Origin of the sequence: Streptococcus oralis ATCC 35037, from assembly GCF_900637025.1 — a bacterium.
In the GTDB taxonomy this organism is placed as follows: Bacteria; Bacillota; Bacilli; order Lactobacillales; family Streptococcaceae; genus Streptococcus; species Streptococcus oralis.
This window is the reverse complement of the sequence record NZ_LR134336.1, coordinates 1439265-1455171: the sequence shown is the minus strand read 5'-3', so window position 1 is coordinate 1455171 and position 15907 is coordinate 1439265. Positions and strand designations below refer to the sequence as shown.

General features: G+C 41.8%; 22 protein-coding genes. 12 read left to right on the top strand and 10 right to left on the bottom strand.

Annotation, left to right across the window (positions count from 1 at the left end; translation table 11 throughout):
• Positions 1–129: 129 nt before the first annotated feature.
• From queF to EL140_RS07185, 7 genes are all read right to left on the bottom strand, one after another.
• Positions 130–621 (bottom strand): preQ(1) synthase, encoded by a 492-nt coding sequence (gene queF, locus EL140_RS07215; protein WP_000082577.1) that lies wholly within the window; start codon positions 619–621, stop codon positions 130–132.
• 17 nt (positions 622–638) lie between these two features.
• Positions 639–1355, bottom strand: coding sequence for a 7-carboxy-7-deazaguanine synthase QueE (queE, locus tag EL140_RS07210; RefSeq protein WP_000196477.1), 717 nt, complete (start codon positions 1353–1355; stop codon positions 639–641).
• Positions 1348–1791 carry a 6-carboxytetrahydropterin synthase QueD gene (gene queD / locus EL140_RS07205; RefSeq protein WP_000464583.1) on the bottom strand — a complete coding sequence of 148 codons (444 nt, stop codon included), beginning with the start codon at positions 1789–1791 and terminating at the stop codon, positions 1348–1350. Before queD ends, queE begins: the two co-directional genes overlap by 8 nt.
• The gene (gene queC, locus EL140_RS07200) at positions 1791–2444 is read right to left on the bottom strand and encodes a 7-cyano-7-deazaguanine synthase QueC (protein WP_000828777.1); all 654 of its coding nucleotides are present in this window, start codon (positions 2442–2444) and stop codon (positions 1791–1793) included. Before queC ends, queD begins: the two co-directional genes overlap by 1 nt.
• Positions 2445–2646: 202 nt before the next feature.
• Positions 2647–2961 (bottom strand): thioredoxin, encoded by a 315-nt coding sequence (gene trxA / locus EL140_RS07195; RefSeq protein WP_001029581.1) that lies wholly within the window; start codon positions 2959–2961, stop codon positions 2647–2649.
• A gap of 15 nt (positions 2962–2976) precedes the next feature.
• Positions 2977–3198, bottom strand: a complete 222-nt coding sequence (locus tag EL140_RS07190) for a DUF4649 family protein (RefSeq protein WP_000570263.1) — start codon at positions 3196–3198, stop codon at positions 2977–2979.
• 97 nt (positions 3199–3295) lie between these two features.
• The gene (locus tag EL140_RS07185) at positions 3296–3676 is read right to left on the bottom strand and encodes a MarR family winged helix-turn-helix transcriptional regulator (RefSeq protein WP_000221650.1); all 381 of its coding nucleotides are present in this window, start codon (positions 3674–3676) and stop codon (positions 3296–3298) included.
• Between the two features lie 196 nt (positions 3677–3872).
• Here EL140_RS07185 and EL140_RS07180 point away from each other — a divergent pair, with 196 nt between their 5' ends.
• Positions 3873–4247 (top strand): CidA/LrgA family protein, encoded by a 375-nt coding sequence (locus tag EL140_RS07180; protein ID WP_002875194.1) that lies wholly within the window; start codon positions 3873–3875, stop codon positions 4245–4247.
• Positions 4244–4939 (top strand): LrgB family protein, encoded by a 696-nt coding sequence (locus EL140_RS07175; RefSeq protein ID WP_001288939.1) that lies wholly within the window; start codon positions 4244–4246, stop codon positions 4937–4939. The genes EL140_RS07180 and EL140_RS07175 overlap by 4 nt, the downstream gene beginning before the upstream one ends.
• A 31-nt stretch (positions 4940–4970) precedes the next feature.
• Here the strand turns inward: EL140_RS07175 and EL140_RS07170 are convergent, their stop codons facing one another.
• From EL140_RS07170 to EL140_RS07160, 3 genes are read right to left on the bottom strand one after another with little or no spacing between them, the layout of a single operon-like run.
• Positions 4971–5699, bottom strand: coding sequence for a hypothetical protein (locus EL140_RS07170; RefSeq protein ID WP_000498750.1), 729 nt, complete (start codon positions 5697–5699; stop codon positions 4971–4973).
• A 15-nt stretch (positions 5700–5714) separates the two neighbouring features.
• Positions 5715–6410, bottom strand: coding sequence for an ABC transporter ATP-binding protein (locus EL140_RS07165; protein WP_000173186.1), 696 nt, complete (start codon positions 6408–6410; stop codon positions 5715–5717).
• A 4-nt stretch (positions 6411–6414) separates the two neighbouring features.
• Positions 6415–6780, bottom strand: coding sequence for a GntR family transcriptional regulator (locus EL140_RS07160; protein ID WP_000119117.1), 366 nt, complete (start codon positions 6778–6780; stop codon positions 6415–6417).
• A gap of 140 nt (positions 6781–6920) precedes the next feature.
• Between EL140_RS07160 and nrdR the strand changes: the two genes are divergently transcribed.
• The 10 genes from nrdR (at position 6921) to EL140_RS07110 (ending at position 15815) form a co-directional block, all read left to right on the top strand.
• Complete coding sequence (gene nrdR, locus EL140_RS07155) at positions 6921–7394, top strand: transcriptional regulator NrdR (protein WP_001203676.1); 474 nt, start codon at positions 6921–6923, stop codon at positions 7392–7394.
• Complete coding sequence (locus EL140_RS07150; RefSeq protein ID WP_000803914.1) at positions 7395–8558, top strand: DnaD domain protein; 1164 nt, start codon at positions 7395–7397, stop codon at positions 8556–8558. It begins immediately after the preceding gene.
• On the top strand, positions 8559–9455 hold the full coding sequence (dnaI, locus tag EL140_RS07145) for a primosomal protein DnaI (protein WP_000446491.1): 897 nt from the start codon (positions 8559–8561) through the stop codon (positions 9453–9455).
• Positions 9452–10165, top strand: a complete 714-nt coding sequence (locus EL140_RS07140; protein ID WP_000140859.1) for an NADPH-dependent oxidoreductase — start codon at positions 9452–9454, stop codon at positions 10163–10165. Before dnaI ends, EL140_RS07140 begins: the two co-directional genes overlap by 4 nt.
• Before the next feature lie 13 nt (positions 10166–10178).
• A complete protein-coding gene (gene der, locus EL140_RS07135; RefSeq protein ID WP_001207688.1) occupies positions 10179–11489 on the top strand; it encodes a ribosome biogenesis GTPase Der in 1311 nt (436 codons plus the stop codon).
• Positions 11490–11606: 117 nt separating this feature from the next.
• The gene (locus tag EL140_RS07130) at positions 11607–12656 is read left to right on the top strand and encodes a DUF2971 domain-containing protein (RefSeq protein ID WP_232007596.1); all 1050 of its coding nucleotides are present in this window, start codon (positions 11607–11609) and stop codon (positions 12654–12656) included.
• Between the two features lie 199 nt (positions 12657–12855).
• Complete coding sequence (locus tag EL140_RS07125) at positions 12856–13722, top strand: TPM domain-containing protein (protein WP_000821429.1); 867 nt, start codon at positions 12856–12858, stop codon at positions 13720–13722.
• A gap of 160 nt (positions 13723–13882) precedes the next feature.
• On the top strand, positions 13883–14479 hold the full coding sequence (locus EL140_RS07120; RefSeq protein ID WP_000812473.1) for a LemA family protein: 597 nt from the start codon (positions 13883–13885) through the stop codon (positions 14477–14479).
• A gap of 131 nt (positions 14480–14610) precedes the next feature.
• On the top strand, positions 14611–14901 hold the full coding sequence (locus EL140_RS07115; protein WP_000415962.1) for a hypothetical protein: 291 nt from the start codon (positions 14611–14613) through the stop codon (positions 14899–14901).
• Between the two features lie 143 nt (positions 14902–15044).
• Positions 15045–15815, top strand: a complete 771-nt coding sequence (locus EL140_RS07110) for a DNA alkylation repair protein (RefSeq protein WP_001085877.1) — start codon at positions 15045–15047, stop codon at positions 15813–15815.
• Positions 15816–15907: the final 92 nt, after the last annotated feature.

Here is a 15907-nt window from a genome sequence, read left to right as displayed (position 1 = left end):
TTCCATCTGCAACCTCAAAACACTGTTTTGAGCTGACTTCTTCAGTCTTATCTATAACCTCAAAGCAGTGCTTTGAGCAACCTGCGGCTAGCTTCCTAGTTTGCTCTTTGATTTTCATTGAGTATGAGTTTAACGGTTGTCAATTTTCTCTGGGTAGAGGTCGTGTTGGAAGAGACGCTGTTCTGCCAAGCCTTCATACTTAGTTCCAGGTCTACCGTAGTTGTAGTAAGGGTCGATTGAGATACCACCACGCGGAGTGAATTTTCCCCATACCTCTAAATAGCGAGGGTCTAGCAAGTTGACCAAATCTTTCCCGATAGTGTTGATACAGTTTTCATGAAAATCTCCATGATTTCGATAGCTAAAGAGGTAGAGTTTGAGGGATTTTGATTCGATGCAGAGCTTGTCAGGAATGTAGGAAATATAAATGGTCGCAAAGTCTGGCTGAGCGGTGATTGGGCAAAGCGAGGTAAATTCAGGACAGTTGAATTTGATGAAATAGTCATTTTCAACATGACGATTGTCAAAAGATTCAAGGACTTCTGGTTGATAGTCAAAAATGTAGTTGGTTTCTTTGTTGCCCAGTAGGCTTAGGTTTTTCATTTCTTCTTGTTGTGACATGATTTTTTCTTTCTAATTTAAACACCACGTTGGTTGTCGTAGAGGAGGGTATGGAGTTGAGGAAGGACGCGGACATTGCCCCAGCTATCGTCAGCAGCGACGCGTTCCCAGAGTTCTTTGAGACGGTCTAGTTGGTCTTGAACAATATTACCTGTAGCCTTGGGCTCAGGATTTCCAGCCGATAAGAAGAGGACATCTGGTTGGTAACGTTCTTGAATCCCTTTAGCAAAGGCCAAATCGGCATCATCAAAGACAGGGATTTTAAAGGTGACCTTGTCTGGATCCAATTGGGAAACGATAAAGTCTAAAGTCTCGAAGTTGACTTCCATCTTGGATGAGGGAGGTTTGGGGCTCAGAGTGACTTGGTCAATATCTTTTAACCAATTTTGCCAGCGAGAACCTTGGGTCTCAACAGCAAGGGTGACCCCACGTTCTTTGAGCTTGGTGACGAGTTCGGCCATATTGGCTGCTAGGATAGCGGGATTTCCCCCAGACAGGGTGACGTAGTCGTAGCTTCCTAGCTTATCTAAGGCAGCAATGACTTCATCAGCGGTCATGCGAGTTGGCTTTTCAGAACCATCCCAAGTAAAGGCAGAGTCGCACCAGTCGCAATGGTAGTCGCAACCAGTAGTACGGACAAACATGGTTTTCTGCCCGATAGCACGACCTTCACCTTGAAAGGTAGGGCCAAAAATTTCCAGAACTGGTAGTTTGAGGACACGTTCCCTAGTCATCTAACCACTCCCGTCTAAACTCTGCAAAGGCAGTCGGAGTTTCATAGAGGCGAACGTATTCCAAACGGAGACCGCGCTCGTCGGGCAACTCTTGACTCATGGTTTGGAAAATCCAGTAAACCATATTTTCAGCGGTTGTATTCATATAAGGCAAGGTTTCATTGAGATAGCGATGATCCAAGTGGGGTTCTAAGTAGTTCTTGTAGATCGCTTTGATATCTCCAAAATCGTAGGTCATACCACGTTCATCTAAAAATCCACTGACAGCAACTTGCAGATGATAGGTGTGGCCATGCAGGGATTTGCATTTTCCCTCATAGTGAAAGAGGTGGTGGGCAGCGTCGAAGGTGAACTCTTTTGATACCAAGGTTCTGTGAGGATTGTAGACAAGAGACTCCCCAGTTTCCTGTTTGATTTCTTTGGGTGCAAAAAACATTAACCCTCTCCTTTCTGTGAGAGATAAACATCAAGGCCATGCTGACGCAGGTGGCAGGCTGGACAATCACCGCAGCCACTTCCGATAATCCCATTGTAGCAGGTCAAGGTCCTTTCACGAACGTAGTCAAATGCGTCGAGTTGGTCGGCTAATTCCCAAGTTTCAGACTTGTCTAGCCACATGAGAGGTGTTTGGATAACAAAGTCGTAATCCATGGCAAGGTTGAGAGTGACATTGAGAGATTTGACAAAGACATCCCGGCAGTCAGGGTAGCCAGAAAAATCTGTCTCGCAGACACCAGTAACGATATCTTGAATGCCTCGTTGCTTGGCAAGAACTGCTGCAAAGGATAGAAAGAGGTGGTTGCGGCCGTCAACAAAGGTATTGGGAACCTCTCCCTCTTTTTGCTCGATTTCCATATCAGAGGTCAGGGCATTTTCAGTGATTTGTCCCAGCAGAGACATATCTAAGATGTGATGACGAATGCCTTGTTCCTTAGCGATTTCTCTAGCAACTTGAATTTCGAGATGATGGCGTTGGCCGTAGGAAAAGGTGACGGCTTCGACTGTTTCATAGTGTTCTTTAGCCCAAAAGAGGCAGGTTGTGGAATCTTGACCGCCACTAAAGACGACCAAGGCTGATTGACGTTTCATAGTACTCCTTCCAAAGTGGAAAATGTTCAGAGCACGCAAAAAGCTCCCTTGAGGGGAGCTAAAAAATACCAAGTAGAGGTTTTTTTTAGCGATGGCATGTCCCAAACATCGTAATATTCTATCTACAGTCTAGCATATTTTTTGAAAAATGGCAAAGGGCAAGAAAAAAGAGACCAAATGAAGCACTTGGTCTCTCGTGTGATTAGCTCAATTCAGCAACGATGGCCTTGATTTGTTCTGCAGTATGTACTCCAGCAACTTGTTTTACCACTTGGCCGTCTTTTTTGAAGAGAAGAGTTGGGATAGACATGATTCCAAAGGCACGAGCTGTGTTTGGATTTTCATCAACGTCCATTTTAACGATTTTCAAAACATCTTCTGAAAGTTCTTCAGACAATTTATCCAAGATTGGACCTTGCATACGACATGGACCACACCAAGTTGCCCAGAAGTCTACCAAGACCAAACCGTCTTTTGTTTCTTGTTCAAATGTTGCATCTGTAATTGCTTTTGCCATTGTATTTCTCCTTTTTTAGTTATATTGGCTTAAATCTTGTTTCATGAGATAGAAGAAGACATCTCCATAAGTCCCATGGTAGTCCAAATCATGACCATTGTAGGTTAATTTTTGGACAGTATAGTAATCAGCTACGCCGATGAGGCAGGCATGTTGAGAACGTTCAAAGTCTTGGTAAGACTCGAAAGTCATGGTTCTCTCTTGCTTGCTGGCGTCTAGATAAGTAATTTCGATCATATAAAACTCCTTTGTTCGATCTTGACTTTATTGTACTCCTTGAAAAGAGGAATGTCAAGAAAAATGATTGCGCACGCAACTTTTTTAGAAAATCTGATTATGAAATGAAATCAAGACTTGTCTCCAGTCTTTCTTCGACAGCCTTTTGCAGGTAAGCTAGAGTTGTCTGTCCCTCGTCAGTCAGGCAGATAAAGCTAGCCCGTCTATCCTGATCGCAACACCGACGACTAAGCAAACCACAGTTTTTCTCTTCTAGGCGAGCCACCATTCGAGAAACAGCGCTTGGACTGAGATGAAGCTTATCAGGTAAATCAATCTGGCGTAGAGATTTTTCTTGGGCCAAATCCAGATAGTAGAGCAGGTAAAACTCTTTCAAGGTCAACCTTTGTTCAGTCTGCTGGGCGATGGTTTCTTCTAACATGGCTTCCATTTCCTTTTGACGGCGGTTGTAGTCAAACCACTTTTCCAAATAGGTCATTACTTTCTCCTTTCTTTTAAAAGTAAAAATCACAAAGTCATTACTGATTATCTTTGTAACACAAGATGATTGCGCATGCAATGATTATACTACTTTTAACTAATCCTTGCAAGAGAGAAGAATTGCAATATTTCCTTGAAATTTTCTGAAAAAAGAGTAAACTGGTATGCAAGAAGTCTATTTCATGGAGTTTAGGATGAAATTATATGTTCAATTAATGATTCTCTTTGTGATTTCTCTAATCGGTGAGGGAATTTCTAGTTTCTTTTATCTGCCCATCCCAGGCAGTATTATCGGTTTGCTGATTCTCTTTCTAGCCCTACAATTCAAGTGGTTGAGAACCAGGCATGTCAACATGGTGGGGAATTTCTTGCTGGCCAATATGACCATTCTCTTTTTGCCGCCAGCAGTGGGAATCATGGAAAAGTTTGATGTCATTGCTCCTTATCTTTTGCCTATCGTCTTGATTGTCTTTTTTGCGGCTGTCATTAACATTGTCCTCATAGCTCTAGTGGTACAGTTTATCAAGCGACGATTTGAGGGTGACTATGGGAAAGGAGGAGCCAAATGAGTGAATTTGTTTCCAATCCTCTATTTGGGATTGCATTATCTATCTTAGCTTATCTAGTAGGGATGTTGATTTACAGACGTTTTCCCCATCCTTTGACAACGCCCTTACTTTTGTCAGCTGTTTTTATCATTATTTTTCTCAAGGTGACTGGTATTTCTTACCAAGACTACTATCAAGGTGGGGTTTATCTGAACAACTTGATAGTCCCTTCGACGGTGGCTCTAGGGATTCCGCTTTACAAGAGTTTTCACCTGATGAAGCACCATGCACGGAGTATTCTCTTTGGTAGTCTGCTAGCAGTGATTGTCAATACTAGTTTTACGGCCTTAGTTGCGAAAATATTTGGTATGGACTTTTTCCTAGCCATTTCTCTCTTTCCCAAGTCAGTAACAACCGCCATGGCAGTGGGGATTACAGAAAAATTGCAAGGCTTGACGACCGTGACCTTGGTGGTTGTAGTAGCAACTGGGATTTTGACCAGTGTTATTGGACCAACCCTTTTGAAGTGGTTGAAGATTGATGATCCAGTTGCAGTGGGACTTTCCCTCGGTGGGACAGGTCATGCTGTCGGAACAGGAACTGCCCTTCGCTACGGCTCTGTAGCAGGAGCCATGGGTGGCTTGGCTATCGGAGTCACCGGTATTCTTTATGTTTTTGTCAGCCCCATCGTAGCCAGTTTGATATTGAGTTAAAGAAAAACCCAGCTTTCTAGCTGGGCATTTTTTATTGCAAATTAACCTTGTTTTTCAAGATATAGTAGGTACCGAGATAGTAGATAGCTGATAAAAAGAGATCGCGCAGAATTTCTGTACCAACCATCACGTTATAGTCATTGTCAACTCTTAAGAAGAAAGTGATATAACCAATAACGATGGAAATGACGATATAGGCTAAAATCCCCATGGCTGTTCGATACTCGTTAAAGAGTTGCCCGATAGAGATGGAGAGGTAAATGGATAAAATCCATGCGATTGACCCGACAAATAGTGATAGGGCATACAGCCAGCCGTAGCTGAGGTAAGGGGAGATGAAGTTATAGAGGGCAGTGAAGTCTTTTTCTATTGGTGTTAAGAAGATGATGATCAATATACTCAAGATAAAGACAATATAGCTTAAGATGGACCAGACAAGACCGCCTAAAAGTTTTGCGGTGATGATTTGGTGCTCAGAGACAGGCAAGGTCAAGGTCAAGTACCCTTGGCGGTCATAAACACTCCCCTTGAATCTTCGGATGATTAAAAAGATTGTTGCAATCCAAAGAGTGACGCTGAGTCCTCCAAAGACTAGCACTAAAAAGAAGATGAAATAAGCAGCATTGTTAGGATTGTAACTCTGGCTAAGACTGTTAATAAAAGCTCCAATCAAAACTGAAATTGCAAGGACGGCACCGTAGAGTGCAAGATACCATTTATTGATATTTTTAAATTCATAACGAACTAAATTCCAAAACATACTAATCTCCTTTAACTAAGCCTTGAACTCTTGACGGAAGAGCTGGTCAATGGATTCACCTGACTCGTAACGAATATCATCAACATTTCCTTGGCGTACGACTTTTCCGTCTTTGAGGAAGATAATCTCATCCAAGATAGGTTCAATATCTGAAATCAAGTGGGTTGAAATCAGTACTGTAGAGGTTGGTGAGTAGTTGTTGATGATGGTATTGAGGATATAATCACGTGCGGCTGGATCCACTCCACCGATCGGTTCATCGAGGACATAAAGACGAGCTTCGCGGCTCATGACCAAAATCAGTTGTACCTTTTCCTTATTCCCTTTTGATAGTTTCTTGAGGCGACTATTCTCATCAATACCAAGATCAGCTAGCAAGTGTTGGGCTCTTTCGAGATTGAAATCCTGATAGAAGGTTTTAAAATAGGTTAGAGCATCCTTGACCTTCATCTCTTCATTGAGATAAGTTGTGTCAGGAAGGTAAGAGACAATCGCCTTTGTAGCAGGACTTGGATCCAATCCGTTAATGAGAACACGTCCTTTATCAGGCTGAAGAAGGCCATTGATCAGTTTGATTAAGGTCGTTTTTCCAGATCCATTTGGGCCGAGGAGACCAACAATTTTTCCAGCCGAAATCTCAAGAGAGATATTGTCAAGTGCCGCAGTTGCTCCATATGATTTTGTTACATTTTCAAGTGCTAGTAGTGTCATAGTCTTAAACTCCTTTAATATAGTCGCTTAATACATTTGGCAGTTCTTCTTTTTTGTAGCCAAATTGAAGCATGCAAGAGACGAATTGTTGTAGCTGCTCCTCGGAAAGTTGTTTGCGGGACTGAAGGATGAGGTCCAAATCCTCGGTGACAAATCGACCAGTTGTCCGCTTGCTGTATACAAATCCTTCACGTTCGAGGTCAGACAAGGCGCGCTGAATGGTATTAGGATTGACCCCAGCCTCGCTCGCCAAATCTCTCACGGTAGGGAGCTGTTGGTTGGGTTCCAGCTCATGGGAAACAATCTGTAGTTTGATTTTTTCCATAATCTGTAAATAAATCGGTTTTGTATTATCAAATGACCAGGACATCATAGTCTCCTTTCTTTGTCTTTCTTGTTCTAATTAAATAATACAATAAAACAAAAAACTTGTCAAGTAAAAATAAGAATTGTTTTGGGAATTGCTCAAAAAATGGTATAATGAAAAGAAAACGACAAGGAGGGAAATGCATGCGTTGTCCAAAATGTGGGGCTACCAAGTCTAGTGTTGTTGATAGTCGACAAGCCGAAGAAGGAAATACCATCCGCCGAAGACGCGAGTGCGACGAGTGTCAGCATCGTTTTACAACCTATGAACGAGTAGAAGAAAGAACGCTGGTTGTCGTCAAAAAAGACGGTACGCGAGAGCAGTTTTCGAGAGATAAAATCTTTAATGGGATTATCCGCTCAGCCCAGAAACGTCCTGTTTCAAGTGATGAAATCGGCATGGTGGTCAATCGCATCGAGCAAAAACTCCGTAGTCGCAGTGAGAATGAGATCCAAAGTGAATATATTGGTTCTTTAGTCATGGAAGAATTGGCGGAGCTGGATGAGATTACCTATGTTCGTTTTGCCAGTGTTTATCGTAGCTTTAAGGATGTGAGTGAGTTGGAGAGTCTGCTCCAGCAAATCACCCAGTCCTCTAAAAAGAAAAAGGAAAAATAGATGAAGCCAAATGACCGTTTTTCTTTTATAAAGAATAATCGGGTGTCGCAAGATACCTCTTCTCTGGTGCAGTGCTACCTCCCGATTATCGGTCAGGAGGCACTGAGCCTCTATCTATATACCATTACCTTTTGGGATGGTGGGCAAAAGGAGCATCTCTTTTCCCACATCCTCAATCACTTAAACTTCGGCATGCCGACCTTGCTCCAATCCTTTAAAGTCTTATCTGCCTTGGATTTGTTGACCCTTTATCAGAAGGGGGAAACTTATGAATTGCAGCTTCATTCTCCCCTCTCCAGTCAAGAATTTCTAAGCCATTCTGTCTATAGCAGATTATTAGAGAAAAAGATTGGGGATACAGCTGTTTCTGCTATGAAGCAGGCTCCAAGTGAGGGAGAAGCACTCTCTGTTTCTTTGAGCCAAGTCTTTCCAACCCTGACCGAAGAAGTGACCCCAAGCGAGTCTAAAAGCAAGTTAAAAAATGATTTTGACTTGGGACATTTCCAGCGCCTGATGGCTCGAGATGGCTTGCGTTTTGAAGATGAGCAGGCGGATGTTTTGGAATTATTCGCCATCGCAGATGAAAAAAAATGGACCTGGTTTGAAACCTATCAATTAGCCAAGGCGACAGCGGTGGCTCAGGTTATTTCAGTCAAACGCATGCGTGAAAAGATAGCACAAAAACCAGCTACTTCTGACTTTAGCCCCAAAGAAATGACCATTATCAGGGAAGCCAAAAATAAAACTCCCCTACAATTTTTAGCGGAAATCAAGCAAACGCGTAAGGGGAACATCACCCAGAGTGAGCGAGAACTCCTTCACCAGATGGCGTCTTTAGGCTTGTTGGACGAAGTCATCAATATCATCTTGCTTCTAACCTTTAACAAGGTTGATTCGGCTAATGTCAATGAAAAATATGCCATGAAGGTCGCAAATGATTATGCTTACCAAAAAATTCGAACAGCAGAAGAAGCTGTGCTTCGGATTCGAGAGCGTCAGCAAAAAGGGCAAGAGGAACAGAAAAACAAGGCCAGCTCAACTAAGACAAATGTTCCTCAGTGGAGTAATCCAGAATACAAGAATCAAACCAGTGAGGAAACTCGTCTGGAACTAGAACGCAAAAAACAAGAAATGTTAGCCCGATTAGAAGAAGGAGGAGACTAGATGGAAAGTGTTGGTGATGTAATCAAACGTCAGACAAGTCGTTTTCAGTATCAGGACTTGGTCCAGCAGATTATGAAGGACCCCGATGTGGCGGCTTTTATCCAGAAAGAATCCCTCAGCCAAGAGGAGTTAAATCGTAGCATCTCCAAGTTCAACCAATATATCACAGAACGGGATAAGTTTCTTCGTGGGGATGCTGACTATATAGCTCGTGGCTACAAGCCTATCTTGGTCATGAATCACGGCTATGCAGATGTATCTTATGAAGAAACACCAGAGCTAATCGCGGCTGAAAAAGAGGCGGCCATCAAGAATCGTCTCAAGTTGATCAATCTACCAGCAAGTCTCAAGAAAGCGAAATTGGCTCAGATTGACCTAGATGACTTAGGACGTTTGCCTATTTTTGAGAGACTCTATGCCTTTGTTGACCTTTACCCAAGTATCCGAAAAGGCCTCTATCTTTACGGAGACTTTGGTGTCGGAAAGAGCTTCATGATGGCAGCCCTGGCTCACGACTTATCTGAAAAACGTGGTGCTTCAACAACCATTCTCCACTATCCAAGTTTTGTCATTGATGTGAAAAATGCCATCGGTGAAGGATCTGTGAAGACCCTGGTGGATGACATCAAGTTAGCAGAAGTCTTGATCTTGGATGATATTGGTGCAGAGCAATCTACCCCTTGGGTGCGTGATGAGATTCTCCAAGTTATTCTCCAGTATCGCATGCAGGAAGATTTGCCAACCTTCTTTACTTCCAACTTTAATTTCCAAGATTTGGAAAAACATTTTGCTAAAGGAAAGAATGGAAATGATGAGACTTGGGAAGCTAGACGGGTCATGGAACGGATTCGTTATTTAGCAGAGGAAACAAGACTAGAAGGAGAAAATCGCCGATGACAGAAACCATTAAACTGATGAAAGCTCATACTTCAGTTCGTCGCTTTAAGGAGCAAGAGATTTCTCAAGAACACTTAAATGAAATCTTGACTGCTACTCAAATGGCGTCATCTTGGAAAAATTTCCAATCTTACTCTGTGATTCTTGTACGCAGTCAAGAGAAGAAAGATGCTTTATATGAATTGGTTCCTCAGGAAGCTATTCGCCAGTCAGCAGCCTTTTTGCTTTTTGTCGGTGACTTGAACCGAGCTGAAAAGGGAGCAAGCCTTCATACGGACACTTTCCAACCTCAAGGGGTAGAAGGTCTCCTTATCACGTCTGTGGACGCTGCGCTTGCAGGGCAAAATACCTTGCTTGCGGCTGAGAGTCTGGGATATGGTGGTGTGATTATCGGTTTGGTCCGTTACAAGTCAGAAGAAGTGGCAGAGCTTTTTAACTTGCCTGACTATACCTATCCCGTTTTTGGGATTGCCCTTGGCGTGCCAAATCAACAACATGATGTCAAACCAAGACTGCCTTTGAACCAAGTGGTATTTGAAGAAGAATACCAAGAACAGCCAGTTGCAGCGATTTTGGACTATGACAAAGTACAGGCAGACTATGCTGGTGCGCGTGCGACAACCTCTTGGAGTCAGCGTTTGGCAGAGCAGTTTGGTCAAGCCGAACCTCGTTCAACTCGGAAGAATCTAGAACAGAAAAAGTTATTGTAGAAAGTGAGAAAACATGGCCTTACCAACTATTGCCATTGTGGGACGTCCCAATGTTGGGAAATCAACCCTATTTAATCGGATCGCTGGTGAGCGGATCTCAATCGTAGAAGATGTCGAGGGTGTGACACGTGACCGTATCTATGCAACGGGTGAGTGGCTCAATCGTTCCTTTAGTATGATTGATACGGGAGGGATTGACGATGTCGATGCTCCCTTCATGGAACAAATCAAGCACCAGGCAGAAATCGCTATGGAAGAAGCGGATGTCATCGTTTTTGTGGTGTCTGGTAAAGAAGGGATTACAGATGCGGACGAGTACGTAGCTCGCAAACTCTATAAAACCCATAAACCTGTTATCCTTGCCGTTAACAAGGTTGACAACCCAGAAATGCGAAATGATATTTTTGATTTCTATGCGCTAGGATTGGGCGAACCGCTGCCAATTTCGTCTGTCCACGGTATCGGTACGGGTGATGTGCTGGATGCCATTGTGGAAAATCTACCACACGAAGTTGAAGAAGAAAATCCAGACGTGATTAAATTTAGCTTGATTGGCCGTCCTAACGTTGGAAAATCAAGTTTGATTAACGCTATTTTGGGAGAAGACCGCGTGATTGCTAGTCCAGTAGCTGGAACAACGCGCGATGCCATTGATACTCATTTTACAGATACGGATGGACAAGAGTTTACCATGATTGATACAGCTGGTATGCGTAAGTCTGGTAAAGTCTATGAAAATACGGAGAAATACTCTGTCATGCGTGCCATGCGTGCTATTGACCGTTCTGACGTGGTCTTGATGGTCCTCAATGCCGAAGAAGGTATTCGCGAGTACGACAAGCGTATCGCAGGTTTTGCCCACGAAGCCGGTAAAGGGATGATTATCGTGGTCAACAAGTGGGATACCCTTGAGAAAGACAACCACACCATGAAGAAATGGGAAGAGGATATCCGTGAGCAGTTCCAATATCTGCCTTATGCGCCGATTGTCTTTGTATCCGCTCTTACCAAGCAACGTCTCCACAAATTGCCTGAGATGATCAAGCAAATCAGTGAAAGCCAAAACACACGTATCCCATCAGCTGTCTTGAACGATGTGATTATGGATGCCATTGCTATCAATCCAACACCGACAGACAAAGGAAAACGCCTAAAAATCTTCTACGCGACTCAAGTGGCAACCAAGCCACCGACCTTTGTCATCTTTGTCAATGAAGAAGAACTCATGCACTTCTCTTACTTGCGTTTCTTGGAAAATCAAATCCGCAAGGCCTTTGTCTTTGAAGGAACCCCGATTCACTTGATCGCAAGAAAACGAAAATAAAATGATAAAAAGGATTAAGTCCTAGTAATCAGTGATGAAAGAGTAATTGTATATGATTGCTCTTTTTTACTAAACAATATTGAGTATTTAAACAATTTTTAAATTTTTATAGAGGTGGTGACTTTATTGAAAATCATTCTAAAAGAAGATATTGAACTATATCGTTATTTGATTGCAAAGGTAACATTCTTACAGACGCATAAAGAATACCATTTGGTGGAGTCCTATCTCGATAGTAATTGTTTTTTAATTGCCAACCGAGCAACAGAAGAGAAAGTGTTTGTGGCGCTCTTTAAACAACCGACTAGGAAAACGGTAGAGGTAGAGTGTAAGAAGGTTATGTTTATTCAAACCAGGAATACTAGGATTCCTGAAGGCTTTGAAATAGAGAAGGCGGAGAAAGATTTTAATGACCGGCTGTCAGAGAATATCAGACTGGGATTTTTAGAGCCAGATCGGTTAGTTGAGCAGTTTCAAGGGATGTTTAAAGAAGATCTTGAGACGTATTTTAAAAAGGCAGAAGCAACGATTCAAGCTGAGCGACAATATTTTGTGAAGTACTATGCCAAGGAAACGATTGAGAAGAATCCTTATCAGGTAGTTGAAGGGAATGTGTCGTTTAGCCATCCGAAGCATTTCAACGACCCGTTTGACTGTAATTGCTACTATGCGAACGGTCATTCAATGATGGATTTCTTCCGAGTCTTCTGCCTTACACACGCTACAGATAATATTTTAATGTGGTCTTATTACGCCAATAGTCACACAGGCTATGCGCTCAAGTATTCGTATGCGAGTCTGTTAGATAAAATTTATTCCTTAAGGGTAGATGGACTTTGTGTATACGGAGCAGTGGAGTATATTGATAAACGACCTAATACGAGAAGCAATAGCAATCAATTTTCTTATTCGAATCTAAACTTCTATATTAAAGCGACCTTTGCAAAATTTAAAGAGTGGCAACACGAGAGAGAATACCGCTTCGTGTGCATTTTGGATCAAAACAAAGAAGGCGCGCACGAAGTTCTTGGAGACTGGGTGGTCATTCCGCAAGTGGATATCGTGCAAGGATACGCTGGATGTAACAATGAAATAATTAAAGTAAGTGGGTATTACCCAATCAAAAAATTAGAAAAAGATATTTTAAATTACCAGTTAAAATCTTAATAGAAAAGTAAGTTCAATAAGAAAAAGAAAACACAAGGTCTTCTTTTTCTTATTAGGGTCGAGTTTTGGAAGACTTGTCATCAAATTAACATCAATTTCAGGATTGCTGTCACAGTTTTGTAATGAAAATGCACTTTCTTTGTAAAAATCAAAATGCTATAATTCCTTAAATCAATTTTCCTTTATCAGGGAGGTTATTATGAAAAGAATCAAATTATTTAAAAATAGTTTGTTGGTTCGCTTGCTTGGGTTGCTGATGGTCTTTCTCTTCTTGTCAGCATTCACAGCACCTGAAAAACCTGAGTACGGGATTTATGACCCGGATCATTATTTAACGGATGAGACTATAAGTCAGATTCGGGAATTGAATAATGTCAATAGTAAAAAATCAGAAAAATTCCAGATGGGTGTTTACGTTGTGAAAAGCCTAGATGGAGAAACAATCGAGACTGTAGCCAATGAAACAGCTAGGGCTTGGAAGATTGGCTACTCGGGAGACAAGCACGGTGTCTTGATTGTAGTAGCAGTCCAAGATAGAAAATCACGGATTGAAACCAGTAATAATGTGGCCAGTAAGATCACTGACTATCAGACTCACAGGTTCTTGACAACAGCACGTCCTTACTTTAAAAATGGTGACTATAACAAGGGTGTTCTCTCAATAGTCAATAATCTCAACTACATGTTCTATAGTGGATCGAGTACGACTGCTTCAAGTTCTAAAAGTAGTTACGACTATACTACCAACTCTAGTCGCTTAAGGGAACTTGAAAGGTATGCTGGTGAGAGTAGTTCTTCGAGACGTCATCGAAAAAGCAGTTCGAGTGACGGAGTTATCGTATTTGGAGTTCTCATTTACTTCATCGTGATGATTATCGGATTTCTATTTGGTGGTCGTGGTTCACGTGGAGATGATTCTGGCGGTGGCTGGTGGGGCGGCGACTCATCAGACTCAGGATCCTCTTGGTCTGACTCAGGTTCTTCTTGGTCTGACTCGGGCTCCGATTCATCTGGAGGCTGGGACGGCGGTGGCTTTGATGGCGGTGGTTCGTCTGATGACTGGTGAGTGATCATATATTGCTCAAACCGATTTCTCCATACAGTAAGGTGACTCCTTTGCAAGAGTTCACTCCTTAATTAAAAATAAAAACAAAGTTTGGGAAATTGATTTAAAATCTGAGTATTTTCTCAGAAAAGTTGATAAAAGAAAGTGTTAAGGTTTTGATATGAAACAAAATAAAGTAATTCTCTCAATAGTAGCGATTTTCTTTGGACTACTAGTTCTGGGAAGTTGTTCCGCAGTGACGACCTATAATGGTCTAGTTGGTGAACAGACTAAAGTGGAGCAGGCTCAGGCCGATGTCTCGACAGCCCTCCAACGTCGTTCGGACTTGATTGGTAACTTGGTGGAGTCCGTTAAAGGACAAATGAATCATGAAACCGAAGTCTTTACCAAGATTGCGGATGCTAGAGCTAAAATCGGTAGTAGCTCAGTAACTTCGGAAGAAAACCAAAAGGCTCAGGGAGAATTGAGCTCTGCTCTTTCCCGCTTGATTTCCTTGACGGAGAATTATCCAGAACTCAAGAGCAATCAAAATGTTGAGCAACTAATGGTCGAACTTTCAGGAAGTGAAAATCGTATCTTTGTAGCACGTAAGGATTATAATAAAGTCGCAGCCGAGTACAATCAAAAGTTGAGAAGTTTTCCAACCGTGCTATTTGCGAATATGATGAACTTTAAAGAAGCTGAAACCTTCAAGGAAACAGAAGAAGCCAAGACAGTTCCTAAGGTTGATTTTGGAACCTCTTCATCAAGTCAATAAAGTGAATCAGCCTATGAATAAAGGAATTTCTCTAGCGTGACTAGTGATTTCCAACCGAACCTGGAAAGCTTTTTCCAGGTTTTTTTGGTATAATAAAAGGGAAGAGACAGTGACTCAAATGGAGGTTTGCTATGGAAAAAACAAAAGCCTTTCTTGAAGCGAACTACAAGAGATATATCCTTACGATTTGCCTTCTCTGGTTCCTCATGTTTTTCCTTCCTTGGGATTGGCAAATAGGAGGAGTTTCAGTATATTATTTCGTTATGAAAAAACTCTTTGTGGTTTTTGGCGTTTTATCCATCCTGTACTCCGTGCTGATTAAAAAAATCAGTCTTCTCATCTTTGGCATCATCCTTTGCTTGGCCTTCTGGATCAATCTCTTTTGGTATTTTGGGATATTGCCTGCATTCTTGGGAAATTAAACATTAAAAATTGGTGGACTAGACGAGTTTCTAGTCCTTTTTTCTTCCTTGACAAAATAGTTTGAGAAGTGAAAATGATTTTGTTGACGGGCGATCTGTATGATATAATAAGTTCCGTAAACAGAAGATTAAGGAATTTAAAAATGGCGAAAAAAGTAAAGGATTATTATGACTTGGCTTATGCTAGGGATTTGAGTCGACGGTTGAAAGAAGCGTCCCCTGTATTTGATGAGCGAAAGTTTAGCTTGTTGCTAGAAAAAGACTTGGAAAATTTGGAGTTTAGCCAGCGTCAAGAACTCTTGGCTAAAAGTATCAAAGATTGCCTTCCCCTATCTTATCAGGACTCTCTCAAGGTTTTTGAGAAAATTTTAGGTCCTGAGCTAGAGGGTGGTTTAGGCATGTTTTCAGAAGGTTATTGGCTTTGGCCAATCGGCAAATATGTAGAGCTATATGGAGACAAGGAATTTGAATTGAGCGCGGCCTTTAGTAAGGAACTAACCAAGCGATTTACTGGAGAATTTTCTATGAGACCTTTGCTGGCTCGCTATCCTAAGGCTACAATGACTTTGCTGTTAGAATGGAGTCGGGATGAAAATTTGCGCGTTCGTAGACTTGCTAGCGAGTGCATGCGTATCCGTCTGCCTTGGGCTAAGAGACAAACCGTGGTATTGGATTATTTTGAGGATTTTACCACTATTCTGACCAATCTAAAGGATGATAGAGACAAGTCCATTCAAAAAAGTGTAGCCAATAATCTAAATGATTTGTACAAGGAAGACCCTGATAAGTTTGAAAGGATTCTTCAAACTTGGCAAAAGGAGGAGCTGAGTTCAAGTTGTGCTTGGATCATCAAGCATGCATCTCGAACAAAAAACAAAAAGGTAGCCACAGAAGATTTATGCAAAAAAAGCTGAATTTTGGCTGGCCTTTTCCGTTGTAAATTAAGGATTCTTTCTTGAAAAATAATGGTAAATATGCTAAAATTAAAAGAACATTCTAAAATATT